At 69.1% G+C, this 12,918-nt stretch carries 12 protein-coding genes; 7 read left to right on the top strand and 5 right to left on the bottom strand.

Annotation, left to right across the window (positions count from 1 at the left end):
* Window positions 1-3 precede the first annotated feature (3 nt).
* Window positions 4-630, top strand: coding sequence for a response regulator (locus tag EV137_RS02990; protein ID WP_134009983.1), 627 nt, complete (start codon window positions 4-6; stop codon window positions 628-630).
* 55 nt (window positions 631-685) lie between these two features.
* Entirely contained in the window at window positions 686-1,138 is a 453-nt protein-coding gene (locus tag EV137_RS02985) for a hypothetical protein (protein ID WP_134126369.1), read from the top strand.
* Between the two features lie 12 nt (window positions 1,139-1,150).
* Here EV137_RS02985 and EV137_RS02980 read toward each other — a convergent pair whose 3' ends face one another.
* Window positions 1,151-1,774: a class I SAM-dependent methyltransferase gene (locus EV137_RS02980; protein WP_134126367.1), complete on the bottom strand. Its 624-nt coding sequence runs from the start codon at window positions 1,772-1,774 to the stop codon at window positions 1,151-1,153.
* An 80-nt stretch (window positions 1,775-1,854) separates the two neighbouring features.
* Between EV137_RS02980 and EV137_RS02975 the strand changes: the two genes are divergently transcribed.
* From EV137_RS02975 to EV137_RS02965, 3 genes are read left to right on the top strand one after another with little or no spacing between them, the layout of a single operon-like run.
* Window positions 1,855-2,199: a YciI family protein gene (locus tag EV137_RS02975; RefSeq protein WP_134009989.1), complete on the top strand. Its 345-nt coding sequence runs from the start codon at window positions 1,855-1,857 to the stop codon at window positions 2,197-2,199.
* Window positions 2,196-3,386: an RNA polymerase sigma factor gene (locus EV137_RS02970; protein ID WP_134126365.1), complete on the top strand. Its 1,191-nt coding sequence runs from the start codon at window positions 2,196-2,198 to the stop codon at window positions 3,384-3,386. Before EV137_RS02975 ends, EV137_RS02970 begins: the two co-directional genes overlap by 4 nt.
* Window positions 3,387-3,403: 17 nt before the next feature.
* Window positions 3,404-4,531, top strand: coding sequence for an acyltransferase family protein (locus EV137_RS02965; protein WP_134126363.1), 1,128 nt, complete (start codon window positions 3,404-3,406; stop codon window positions 4,529-4,531).
* Here EV137_RS02965 and lexA read toward each other — a convergent pair.
* Together lexA and EV137_RS41840 are read right to left on the bottom strand one after the other, a co-directional pair.
* Window positions 4,528-5,181 carry a transcriptional repressor LexA gene (gene lexA, locus EV137_RS02960; protein ID WP_134009995.1) on the bottom strand — a complete coding sequence of 218 codons (654 nt, stop codon included), beginning with the start codon at window positions 5,179-5,181 and terminating at the stop codon, window positions 4,528-4,530. The genes EV137_RS02965 and lexA overlap by 4 nt on opposite strands.
* Before the next feature lie 112 nt (window positions 5,182-5,293).
* Window positions 5,294-8,080, bottom strand: a complete 2,787-nt coding sequence (locus EV137_RS41840; RefSeq protein ID WP_134126361.1) for an AfsR/SARP family transcriptional regulator — start codon at window positions 8,078-8,080, stop codon at window positions 5,294-5,296.
* Window positions 8,081-8,127: 47 nt separating this feature from the next.
* Here EV137_RS41840 and EV137_RS02950 point away from each other — a divergent pair, with 47 nt between their 5' ends.
* Window positions 8,128-8,925, top strand: a complete 798-nt coding sequence (locus tag EV137_RS02950) for a TIGR02569 family protein (RefSeq protein WP_238175054.1) — start codon at window positions 8,128-8,130, stop codon at window positions 8,923-8,925.
* Here the strand turns inward: EV137_RS02950 and EV137_RS02945 are convergent.
* Complete coding sequence (locus EV137_RS02945; protein ID WP_134126359.1) at window positions 8,883-10,070, bottom strand: Cmx/CmrA family chloramphenicol efflux MFS transporter; 1,188 nt, start codon at window positions 10,068-10,070, stop codon at window positions 8,883-8,885. The genes EV137_RS02950 and EV137_RS02945 overlap by 43 nt on opposite strands.
* Before the next feature lie 67 nt (window positions 10,071-10,137).
* A complete protein-coding gene (locus tag EV137_RS02940; RefSeq protein WP_134126357.1) occupies window positions 10,138-10,713 on the bottom strand; it encodes a TetR/AcrR family transcriptional regulator in 576 nt (191 codons plus the stop codon).
* A gap of 174 nt (window positions 10,714-10,887) precedes the next feature.
* On the opposite strand from EV137_RS02940, the gene EV137_RS02935 reads away from it, so the two are divergent.
* Window positions 10,888-12,915 (top strand): DUF1906 domain-containing protein, encoded by a 2,028-nt coding sequence (locus EV137_RS02935; protein WP_238175053.1) that lies wholly within the window; start codon window positions 10,888-10,890, stop codon window positions 12,913-12,915.
* Window positions 12,916-12,918 lie beyond the last annotated feature (3 nt).

Below are 12,918 nucleotides of genomic sequence, written 5' to 3'. Positions count from 1 at the left end.
CGGATGATCCGGGTGTTGATTGCCGACGACCATGCGATCGTCCGGACCGGCTTGTCCCAGTTGCTGGGTACGGCGGACGACATCGAGCTGGTCGGGGCCGCCGGGGACGGTGCCGAGGCGGCGACGATGGCGGCCGAGTTGCGGCCGGACGTCGTACTGATGGATCTGTCGATGCCGGGGACCGACGGGATCGCGGCGACCGAGCGGATCGTCGCGGCGGCTCCTGAGGTGCATGTGCTGGTGTTGACGTCGTTCAGCGATCAGACGCGGATCCTGGACGCGCTGCAGGCCGGGGCCGAGGGGTACCTGCTGAAGCACAGCGAACCCGAAGTGATCCTGGCCGGGATCCGGGAGATCGTGTCCGGTGGCTCGCCGCTGGATCCGAAGGCGGCCCGGGTGCTGCTGACGAACCGGCGCTCGCCCGGGCCTGAGACGAAGCTGACCGACCGGGAACAGGAAGTGCTCGCCATGGTCGGCGCGGGCCTGCCGAACAAGACGATCGCCCGTCGGCTGGGGATCAGCGAGCGGACCGTCAAGGCGCACCTCACGAACGTGTACCAGCGCCTGGGCGTCACGGACCGCACGCAGGCTGCCCTGTGGGCCCAGCGTCAACGCCGCGACGACGACTAGGTACTAGTACCAAGGTCCGATGGTGCCGGGACGCCGGTTGCGACACGATCGAGTCATGAACGGCCACCCGGAAGACGCCGACGACGTACGCCGACGGCCTGTGGTCCTGCACGCCGGTCAGTCCGAGGCGACGGCGCCCCGTCGTACCCGGCGCTACCTCGCGTGGGCGGGCACCGGACTGCTCGGAGTGGTTGCGGCGGGAGGCCTGGTGGCCGGTGGTACGGCGGTGTGGTCCGCGTTCGACCCTGGGACACCGGGCCGGTCTCCGGCGCCGCTGTGGTTCCCACCGCCGGAGACGATCACGCCGCAGAGCGAGCAGGTCACCCCGACCCCCGACGACCACGGCGGCGACCGCACCCGCACGCCGAGCCCAACCGCCACCACGGAGCCCGGTGACGACAAGGGCGGCGACCGCACCGGGTCGGGCAAGTCCAGCACTACCAGCGGGTCGACGTCCGGTAAGCACGGCTCCGGAAAGTCCTCGGACGACGGCCCCAACCACCACTGACTTCAGGTGTCTTCAGGGCCGGCGGGCGGTGCCGAGGATGTGTGGGCTGGCCGGGGTTACCTGGCCGGGTGGGAACGCGAACTGGTCGACTTCCTCGATCACGAAGCCGGCCGCGGTGATCGCCTCCGCGGTGTCCCGGTGCACGTGACAACCACCCACGAACAGCGGCCACAGAGTCGCGTCCGCGACCCGCTGAACCGTCTCCAGTCGCCCGCCGTCCGCGGCCACATGCTCGTAGAACCTGAGTTCGCCGCCCGGCCGCAGGACCCGCCGTGCTTCGGCGAGTGCGGTCTGCTGATCCGGGACCGAGCAGAGAACGAGCGACATGACGACGACATCTGCCGATGCGTCTGCAGCGGGCACGTGGTCCGCAATACCGTCGACGACCTCGACCGGAACAGGTGCCGTCGCGGCCTGACGCGTGGCCTGGGCTCGGAGATAGGGCTCAGGCTCGACGGCGAGGACGCTGACCACATCGGCGGGGTAGTGGGCGAAGTTGCCGCCGTCACCCGCACCCACCTCGACCACCCGGCCTTGCGCTCCGGCGAGCAGCCGGCGCCGATGATCGGCCGCGCCCTGCTCGTCCATGGCGGGCCGAACCCGCGTGTAGATCCGGGCGAACAACGGACGTCTCATGCACCCACCATCGCAGATTGTCGGATCGCGGCCCCGGCCGATCGTCTCCTGAGCGAGACTGTCCTCAAGGAGGTATACGGGTGAAGTACGTGCTGATGTTCATCGAGACCGAAGAGTTCGCGACCGAGTTCGCGGCCCTGGCGCCGGCCGAGAAGGAGGAGGCGTACCGGCGGGTGTACCAGTGGTTCGACGACCACGCGGACAAGATCACCAACCGGGGGAGCAAGCTGCAAGGCCGGGAGACCGCGACGACGGTCCGGCTGGACAGCGGGCAGCTGACCACCGACGGGCCGTTCATCGAGGGCAAGGAGGTCGTGTCCGGGTTCACCGAGATCGACGTCGAGGATCTCGACGAGGCGCTGCGGATGGTGAAGACCTGGCCGGCCTGCCCGGTGATCGAGATCCGGCCGGTCGCCGAGATGTGAGTACCGAAGACGAATTGGCCCGCGTGGTGCGTGACCACGCGGGGCGGTTGGCCGGGGCGTTGGTGTCGCTGCTCGGGGACTTCTCCGCCGCCGAGGACCTGGTCCAGGACGCCGTCGAGATCGCGCTGAAGCGCTGGCCGGTCGAAGGTATTCCGGAGCGACCGGACGCGTGGCTGTTCACGGTCGCGAAGCGCCGCGGTCTCGACGTACTGCGTCGGCAGCAGAACTACCGCGCGAAACTCGCGCTCCTGCAACCGTTGGAGCAGCCGCCGGCGGATGACCGGCTGCGCTTGATCTTCACCTGCTGCCACCCGGCGTTGGCACGCGAGGCTCAGGTGGCGCTGACGCTCCGGGTGGTGTGTGGTCTGACGACCGCCCAGATCGCGGCCGCGTTCCTGGCATCCGAGTCCGCCGTCGCGCAGCGGATCACGCGGGCGAAGCGCAAGATCACCGACGCCGGCATCCCGTACCGGATCCCGCGCGACGACGAGCTCCCCGACCGTCTCAACGAAGTACTGACGGTCATCTACCTGCTCTTCAACGAGGGCTACCTGTCGAGTACGGCGGAACGCTCTCACTCGCGCGATCTCGTCGACGACGCCGAATGGCTGACCGCGCTGCTCCACGGCCTCCTGCCGAACGAACCCGAGGTAGCCGGCCTGCTCGCCCTGATCAGACTGCATCGAGCCCGTACGGCGGCCCGCTTCACGCCGGCCGGCGACCTCATCCTCCTCGAGGACCAGGACCGTACGTCGTGGGACCACGCGGCGATCGCCGACGCAACCGCTCTCCTCATGCGCACCGCCCGCAGGCACCGCGCACCCGGCCCGTACCAGCTGCAGGCCGCGATCGCCGCCTGTCACAGCGAGGCACCCACCTGGGCCGAGACGGACTGGCCGCAGATCCTCGTCCTCTACGACATGCTCCTGACGCTGCAGCCGACACCCGTCGCCGGTCTGCATCGAGCCATCGCGCTGTCCTACGTTCGCGGACCTGCAGCCGCCCTCGCAGAGCTCGACGGAATGACCGCCGGCCTCCAGCAGTACTCCCTGTTCCACGCAACTCGCGCACAGCTCCTCCGCGACCTCGGCCGCACTGCCGAGGCCCATGACGCCGACGAGCGTGCCGCCGAGTTGACCGCCAATCCGGCACAGCTCGGGTTGCTCAAGGAGCGCCTGGCCCGCTGAGCCACCATCCTTGCTCCATGGGTGCGGAGGGGCGGGGCGAACGGTTGTGGTTTCTCGACTGGTTGCGTGTGATCGCGGTGTTCGGGGTTTTCGTGTTCCACACCCTGCGGCCGTTCGACGACGGCGACTGGCATGTGAAGAACGCGCAGACGAGCGAGGGGATCTCGGTCGCGATCGCGTTCCTGGGGTTGTGGGGGCTGGCGTTCTTCTTCATGATCTCCGGCTCCGCCGCGTGGCTGGCGCTGCGGTGGCGGAGCGCGCTCGAGTTCCTCCGAGAGCGCTCTTTGCGGTTGCTCGTCCCGTTCGTCGTCTCGTACGTGCTGCTCTCACCGCTGCAGTACTTCATCGAGGAGCATCACAAGGGCCGGTCGACGTCCTCGTTCCTCGGCGATGCGGGGACGTTCTTCAGCGATCTGGCCGGCGATGCGCCGCTGTGGTTACGCGACACCTACCACCTGTGGTTCCTGATCTATCTGATCCAGTTCGCCGTACTCGGACTGCCGGTGTTCCTGTTGCTGCGCGGTAAGACCGACTGGATTGCGCGACGGTGTCAGCGGCGCGGGTCGGTCCTGCTCCTCGCCGTACCACTCGTGCCGATTCACCTGGTGCTGCTCGCTGCGCCCGGTCCGGAGCATGGGTGGGGCGAGTTCGTGTTCTTCTTCGACTTCTTCGTCGTCGGGTATCTGGTGATGTCGGACGAGAGACTCCTGGCCGCAGTACGACGGGACGCCGTACCAGGGCTGATTCTCGGCATCGGTGCGTTCGTGCTCGGTGTCGTCACCGGCATCATCGACTTCCTCGACGGCTGGTGGCCGAACCCGGGCTACTCCTGGCCGTACGCCTGGTACTCGTCGCTCATCACCCTCGCCGTCTGGGGATGGCTGGTCGCCGTCCTAGGTCTCGGCCTCCGCGCCCCCGCCCTCCAACGGCCGCTACCCCCGCGCCTGGCCCGAGCCGCCATGCCCTACTTCATCATCCACCAGCCGGTGATCCTCGCAATCGCCTACTTCATCGTCACCTGGCACACCAACCTCTGGCTCAAGTACGCCGTACTCCTACCCACGACCTTCGCCATCTCCGCCCTCCTAGCCTGGCTTCTGTCATCCACCCCCGTGATCAACCAGTTGTTCGGCGTGAAGCGTTAGACGCTGCGGAGGACCGAGACGACTACGCCGAGGATGGTGGCGTTGTCGCCGTCGATGACTTCGTAGGCGGGGTTGCGGGGTTCCAGGTAGACGTGGTTGTTGCGGCGGCGGTAGACCTTGACCGTTGCCTCGTCGTCGAGCATCGCGGCGACGATCTGGCCGGAGTGGGCTTCGGACTGCTGGCGGACGACGACGATGTCGCCGTCGCAGATCGCGGCGTCGATCATCGACTCGCCGCGGACGCGCAGGCCGAACACGGTGCCGCGGCCGGTCAGTCCGCGGGGGAGTTGGAGTACGTCGTCCACGTGCTCGATCGCGGAGATCGGCGTACCGGCCGCGATGTCGCCGACCACCGGCACCGGCACGTTGTCGTCGCTCGTCGCCCCGGCAGCCGGCTCCTGGAGGAACATCCGGACGTCGATCGGCCGCGAGACCGACGGGCTCCGGCGGAGGAACCCCTTCTCCTCGAGGCTGGCCAGGTGCTTGGACACCGACGACGAGGAACGCAACCCGACCGCGTCGCCGATCTGCCGGCTGCTCGGCGCATACCCGTGCCGCGTCACCCAGTCCCGGATCACCACCAGAATCCGTTGCTGCCGCTCCGGAAGCGCCCCGGTGTCGAGGTCGCCGAACAGGTCGAGATCAGTCACCGCGGAAGTTTAGATCGCCCCCGCCCGGCCAGCGCACTCCGACTCGCGAGGAGCCGTGCGTCGGTCCATCACCCGAAGAGGAAGCGTGCGATCGAATCGCTGTGCGCGCCCGTCAGTCCTGACTCAGGAGGGCGACGAGCTGCTCACGGTCGAGGTCCTCGGATCGTGGGGCGTGGATGCGGTCGCAGATGATCAGCGCCTCTTGCCACGCGGCCTTGGCCTCGGCGATCCGGCCGACCGCGTGGTACGTGTGCCCGAGATTCGTCAGTACGACGGCCTCGCCCCAGGGGAACCCGAGGTCGCGGTGCAGGCGCACGGACTCCAGGTGGCAGCTGAGCGCTTCGTCGTACCGGCCGCGGGAGCGCTCGATGCCGGCGAGCGTGTCGAGGACGGAGCCCTCGCCTCGGTGGCTCTGGATGGTGCGGTAGTAGCGGATCGCCTCCCCGGCGGCCTCGGCCGCTTCGTCGAGGCGGCCGGCTGCGTGGTACATCGCGGCCATGTTCCCGAGCGTGTTCGCCTGTCCGCGTTCGTCTCCGAGCCGCCGCTTGATCGCGAGCGCCTGGTGCGCGAGGTCGATCGCCTGGTGCGTCCGGCCGAGCATGTCGTGCGACACCGACAGGTTGCCCAGGCCCCGGGATGCCTGGAGGTCGAGGCCCGCTGCGCGGAAGATCTCCACCGACCGTTCGAAGTGGACGATCGCGCGTTCGCAGTCGTCGCGCTGATCCATGTAGCGCAGCCCGAGCGTGTTGTTGATGAAGGCCTCGGGCAAGGGATCGTCGAGCCGGGTGCAGCTGTCCTGGGCGAGCAGGAGGAGTTCGGTGAGCAGGTCCAGGTCGCGGCCGCTGAGATCGCCTTCGCACGACTCGACGAGTTCGTAGGTGTGCCGGTCGTGGCCGGTGGCATGGGCGAGCCGGATCACCGCGGCGAGCGTCTGCCGCTCGTCGTCGTACCACTGGACGACCGCCGCGGCGTCCGGGAACTGCTGCGGAGTGATGCCGGCTGCTGGTGGAGGGAGCTTGCGGTCGGATCCACGGTCGTCGCGCAGCAACCGTGCGTTGTAGCCGGTGTGCGTGTACCAGCTGAACAGCCGCTCCAGCGCCTCGGCGCGGTCCGGACGCAGTCGACCCATTTCGGCGGCGTGTGCGCGGACCAGGTCATGCATCTCGAAGCGACCGTTGCCGAGATCCTCCACCAGGTGCAGGTCGGCGAGCCGGGCGAGCAGGCGGCAGGTGTCCGTAACTGTTGCCCCAAGCAACGCAGCGACGGCCGGTACGGCGAAGTCGCTGACGGGGAGCAGACCGAGGTGCTCGTACAACCGCGCCGTGGCGCCCTGCAACGCCCGGTGCGACCACGAGAAGATCGCGCGCAGATCGGTTGCCTCGTCACCACCGTCGAACGTGTCGAGCACCGACTGTTCCGTGTGCAGCTGCGCGAGCAGTTCGGCGACCTGTTGCGACGTCCGTCCGGCGGCGTGCTCCGCGATGATCGCGAGTGCGAGCGGCAGGTGCCGGCAGCTCCGGGCGAGTTCGCTGACATGGTCCGTCTGCGTGTCGGGCGCGATCGATCGGATCAGCCGCTCGGACTCGACGGGTGGGAGCTCGCCGAGTGTGATGCGATGGGCGCCATCGCGGACGACGAGGCTGCGCAGCCGGTCCCGGCTGGTGGCGATCACCAGGCAGCCTCGGGCGGGCAGCAGTGGGCGGATCTGCTCGGCATCGCGCGCGTTGTCCAGCAGGAGGAGCATGCGCCGGCCGTGCAGGGTGCTGCGGAGCAACGCGGACTGGGCTGCTTCGTCGCTCGGGATCCGTTCGGCACGCAGGCCGAGACCGCCGAGCAGCAGCCGGAGCGCCGCGGTCGTCGGCATAGCGTCGCCCGGACCGAATCCTCGAAGGTTGAGGTACAGGTCGCCGTCAGGGAACAGGTGCCGCACCCGGTGCGCCCACCTGATGGCAAGACTCGTCTTCCCCGCGCCGCCGATGCCGCAGATCGCCGCGATCACGGTCGCCGGATCCTTCTCGTCGGGCGCAGGCAGCAGTTCGTTGAGCTCCTTCAGCTCGTCCTCGCGGCCGGTGACCCTGCTGTTCTCGGCCGGGAGCTGCCGGGGTACGACGACGGGCGGGTCGGTGGAGGGTCCGGAGTCCGGTGTTGAGTCGGGTTGGGCGTCCGCGGCGAGCAGTTCGGCGTACAGAGCGCGGAGCTCGGCACCCGGATCGACTCCGAGTTCGTCGGCGATCAGACGGCGTACGTCGTCGTAGCAGGCGAGCGCCTCCGCGTGGCGGCCGGTGAGGTCGAGCAGCCGGATCAGGCGCTCCCACAACGGTTCGCGGAACGGGTACTGCGCGGTGAGGTCGTGGACCTCGACGAGCAGCGGCTCGAGGACCCCGCCGGCGATGTCCAGGTCGATCCGCCGCTCCCGGGCCGCGAGATAGCGCTCTACCAGACCGGGAAGGGCGGCCGTGGTGAACCAGTCGGCCGTCAGGTCGGAGAACGGCGTGCCGGTCCACAGATCGAGCGCCGCCGCGGTCGCCTTGCGTTCATCGGCCGGCACGGGGAGTCGGTGTGCGCGCTCGAGTTCGTCGGTGAAGCGGAGTACGTCGATGTTCTCGCGGGGGAGCGTGAGCGCGTAGGCCTCGGGATGCGCGCGGATGACCTCGGGGCCGAGCAGGGTGCGAAGCCGGGAGACGCAGGTCTGTACGGTCGGGCGCAGACGGTCCGGCGGCTGCTCGCTCCAGACCCGGTGTCCGATCGCCTCGATCGGCACTGGTTCACCTGTCGACAGCGCGAGCACCCCGAGCAGATCCCGCAACCGCGGCGCCGAGACGCGGGCCTCGGTCCCGTCCACGAAGACTCCGAACGGACCGAGGAGCCTGACCTCGACCTGCCTCGCACCGCCACCCATTCAGCCTCCCACCGCCGCGTCAACCCTAGCGATGAAAGAGTGCAGTCATGCAGGGACCGTCGCGATTGGTGCTGGACGCCTTCGGCCTGGCAGAGCCGCCCGTTCGGTTGGCCGGGGGACAGGGGGAGACCTGGCGTTCCGGAGCGGTCGTACTCAAGCGCGCCGACGCGGAGTCCGGATGGCGCGCCGAGGTGCTGAACAGCTTGCCGGAGTCCGGAGACTTCCGGGTACCGCGGCCGGTGCGGGCCCGGGACGGTGCGTGGGTCGCGTCCGGATGGGAAGCCAGCGAGCTGCTGGTCGGTGCGACGGATGTGCGGCGGCAGGACGAGATCCTTACCGCCGCGACCGCATTTCATGAGGCCGTTGCCGGGCTGCCGCGGCCGGAGTTCATCGACAGCCGCCACGATCCGTGGGCGGACGGCGACCGCGTCGCCTGGCGAGAACAGTCGGTCGACGGAAGTCCGGCGTACGTCGACCTGGTCGGGCCGCTCGTTGCCGCGTGGCGGCCGGTGGACCTGGCGGCGCAGGTGGTGCACGGTGATCTGCCGGGAAACGTGATGTTCGCCGACGGTCTCCCGCCGGCGATCATCGACTGGCCGGTCTACTGGCGACCGCCGTCCTGGGCGGCGGCAGTCGCGGTCGCCGACGCACTGTGCTGGTACGCCGCCGAACCGGAGCTGGCTGCACGATGGGCGCACCTGCCGGAGTGGGGCCAGATGCTGGTGCGCGCGCTGATCTACCGCATGACGACCGACGACCTCGCCGGCGGTGCCGCGACCTGGACGGACGACCGACGCGCGGCCTACGCGCCGGTCGTCGAGCTCGCGCTCTCGTACGCCGGCTGAGTACTCCGGCCCGCGGCCCGGACGGCGAGCGGAATGGTGCCGAAGGCAAGCACTCCGAGACCCGCGCCGATCCAGCCGACCGCGGAATAGCCCGCGCCCGCGTCGAGCGCCAGGCCGCCGAGCCAGGGCCCGACCGTGATGCCGACGTTGAAGGCCGAGATGTTGAAGGCGGCGGCGAGCGTCGGCGCGGATCCGGCGACGCCGAACACCCGCGAGTTCACCGCCGGGTTCGTGGCGAAGCCGAACGTCCCGACACCGATGATCGCGGGAATGGCGAGCCACGGTGTGCCGGTCGCGAGCGCGAGCAGGATCGCCGCGGCGACCACTCCGGTCAGGCTGATGACGAGCGTGCTGAAAGGTCGCCGATCCGCGGTGCGTCCGCTGATCGTGATCCCGACCAGCGCGCCGACGCCGTACAGCGCCAGGATCACCGGCACCCAGGCCGCGGACAGCCCGGTGGTCTCGGTGAGCAGGGGAGCGAGGTAGCTGAAGATCACCAGGATCGCGCCGGTCGACAGTGCTGTCGTCCCGTACGCGAGCCAGAGCTGCGGATTCGCCATGCTGCGCAGCTCGAGACGCAGCCGGGGAGCGCTCTGTCCGCGTCCCCGCGGGATGGTCGCGGCGACACCGCCAATCGCGAGGACCGACAACAGGGCGACCGCCCAGAACGCCGACCGCCAGCCGAGGTACTGGCCGAGCAACGTCCCGGCAGGCAGCCCGACGATCGTGGCCACAGTGAGACCGCTCGCCAGGACGCTCACCGCCTTCGCACGTGCTTCCGGTCCGGCCAGTTCGATCGCGGTCACCGAGGCGACCGCCCAGAATCCGGCGTACACGAAGGCGCCCGCGACCCGGGTCGCGAGCAGCACGCCGTACGACGAGGTGAGGGCACCGGCCACATGGGTCAGCGCGAAGATCGTGAGGAAGACGAGCATCGCCGCGCGCCGGGACCAGCGCAGCGTTGTGACGGCCAGGATCGGTGCACCGACGAGCATGCCGACGGCGAACGCGGAGATCAGCAACCCGGCCGCGGGGATGGAGACGTTCAGATCGGTCGCGATCTCGGGGAGCAGACCGGCGAGCATCAGCTCGGACGTGCCCTGGGCGAAGATCGCCAGGCCGAGCAGGTAGACAGCGCGGGGCATCGGAGCCTCTCAATATTAGATCGGTCGGTTCAAAATCTCGGCGTGCTGAACCGAGAGCCGGCAGGAATCAGAAACTGCGCAGCGTCGCCTCGACGACGATCCGCTGACTCTCGGGTGTCGCGCCACGGCGGGCGGCCACGCGCAGGCCGCCGAGAACGGTGAAGACGTATGTCGCGAGCCCGGCCGCGTCCTGCTCCGGGTCGAGCTCACCGGCGGACTGCGCCGCCTGGATGGCGGTCGTCAGCGCAGCGAGTTTCGCCTCGTGGTCGCGATCGAGGAGATCGGCGACCTCGGCGTCCTTCGGGCCGAGCTCCACGATCGTGTTGATCACGAAGCAGCCGGCCGGCTCGTCGGGATCCGGCTCCACCGCGGTCCACAGGATCTGCCGGACCCGCTCGCGGATCGGCAGTGTCGCGTCCTCGATGACCTCGAGCTGGGCGGCGGTGAAGCGATCGACGTACCGCCGCAGAGCACGGTCGAACAGATCGCGCTTGCTGGTGAAGGTGTTGTAGATGCTGCTCCGGCCGAGCCCGGTCGCCGCGCAGAGGTCCTGGGTCGAGGTGGCCTCGTAGCCCGACGTCCAGAACACCCGCATCGCGGCATCCACGGCACGATCCTCGTCGAAGGTCCTCGGTCTCGGCATGCCGCCGAGCCTAGCATGTTATGGACCGATCGATCCAAAATAGACCGCCCGACGGCTGAACTTGCTGCGCCGATAGCATCTGGGCATCGAGGCGAGTGCCGGATGCTCTTCGACAGGAGCGCAGGCGCTCGCCTTCACTTGGGGGCACCGTCCAACGATGAACTGGGGAGCAATGTGAGGTTGTTCAGACCTGGGGGGCTCGCTCTTGCCCTTGGCCTGGTCGCCGGAATCGCTTTGAGCGGGCCGGCCACCGCTGAAGACACCAAAACCGTCTCGTACCGCGGCTACCAAGTGACCGTCCCGGCCAGCTGGCCGATCGTCGACGTAGCCGCCAACCCAACCACCTGTGTCCGACTCGACCAGCCGGCCGTGTACCTGGGCCGCAGTACGGCGCAGTCCAACTGCCCCGCGCACCTCGTCGGTCGGAGCTCCGGCCTGATCCTGGAACCGCTGACCACGTCGCAGCCGTCCAGCGACGGACTGCTCCGTCGCGCGGTCACCGACGCGGGCGTGCTCGCGACGGCGTACTACGCGCCGGGGTCGGAGCGTGCGGCGAGCGACCTGCTCGCGACCGGCCGGGTGGTGACGAAGACGTCGTCGGTACGAGTGGCCGAGCAGGCAGCCGTGACTCCCACGATCGTTGCAACAGGCAACTTCGCGGGCCAGGGTTTCGACGCCTGCGACGCGCCGCCGCAGTCCACCATGGACGCGTGGCGGCCGAACTATCAGGGTATCGGCGTCTACATCAGTGGCGGAGTGCGTACGTGCGCCACGCAGCCGAACCTGACCTCGGACTGGGTCGCGACGAACGCCGCGAAGGGCTGGCAGTTCCTGCTCCTCGACGTGGGTCTGCAGGCGCCGTGCACGACGAGGTTCCCGGCCGCGAGCCGCATCTCGCCCATCCTGTCGACGGCAGTCACCCAGGGCCGGAACGCAGCGATCAACGCCGTGGCCGCGGCGCAGGCGCTCGGGTTCGCGCCGCGGAGCGCGATCTACAGCGACATCGAGGGCTACCCGTCGACTGCCGTGTGCAAGGCGTCCGTGCTTTCGTACCTGAGCGGCTGGACGCAAGAGCTGAACTCGCGTGGCTACCTCGGCGGCGCGTACGTGAGTGCTTCGTCGGGCGGCGCGGATCTGGCCAGCGCCTACACGAGCACGGCCTACACGCGACCGGACAACATCTGGTTCGCGCACTGGGGCTACACGCCCGTCGGGTCGACTCGGTACATCCCGGATACCTACTGGAACAACCACCAGCGGGTCCACCAGTACGCCAACCTGACTGAGACCAACGGTGGCGTGACGCTGAACATCGACAAGAACTACCTGAACCTGACCGCTCCGCCACCTCCGGTGAGTAGCTTCAGCGTGTCGGGTGGGGTCGCGGCTGCCACGCTGCGGTGGACGAAGCCTGCCAGCACGACGCTCGGGCAGATCATGGTGCGCGCCGCATCGGGCTCGACGCCGCCGCAGCTGCCGACGGCGGGTACGCCGATCTACAACGGCACCGCGAGCATGTTCACCCACACCGGGCTGGCGAACTCGGCCAGCTACGCGTACCGCGTGTGGGTCAAGGACAGCAAGGGCAAGATCGGCCCGGGCGTCGACGTACGGCTGGTCGGTTCGAAGGCGACGATCGGGGCGAGCGCGGCCTCCATCATGTACACCGGCGCGGTGACGCTCTCGACGGCCGTGACCCGGCTGGACGGCGCCAAGCTGGCCGGCGTACCGGTGGTGCTGTACTCGAAGGCGAAGAACGCCAGCAAGTGGTCGACGGTCGGCACGTTCACCTCCGACGCCAACGGTGTGGCGAAGGCGACGCAGAAGCCGGCGGTGTCGACGTACTACATGTGGGGCTACAACGGAGCCACCGGCGTGCTCGGGACGCGGAGCGCGGCGGCGCTCGTGCAGGTCCATCCGGCGATGTCGGCGTACCTGACTCCGGCGGCGATCAGGCTCGGCGGATCGACCTTGCTGTACGGCTATTTGAATCCGCCCCATGCGGGTACGACGGCGTACCTGCAGCGTCGCTCCGGTACGTCGTGGGTTGCCGTGACGACCGGGAAGCTGACGACGAACGGGAAGTACGCGTTCTCGATCAAGCCGACCGCACGCGGCACGTACACGTACCGCGTGGTGTGGCTGGCGGACGCTGACCACCAGGGCACGCAGACGGCCTCGAAGGTCCTGACCGTCAGTTAGGCC

Origin of the sequence: Kribbella pratensis, from assembly GCF_004366075.1 — a bacterium.
Taxonomy (GTDB): Bacteria; Actinomycetota; Actinomycetes; order Propionibacteriales; family Kribbellaceae; genus Kribbella; species Kribbella pratensis.
This window is presented reverse-complemented; position numbering and strand designations above follow the sequence as displayed.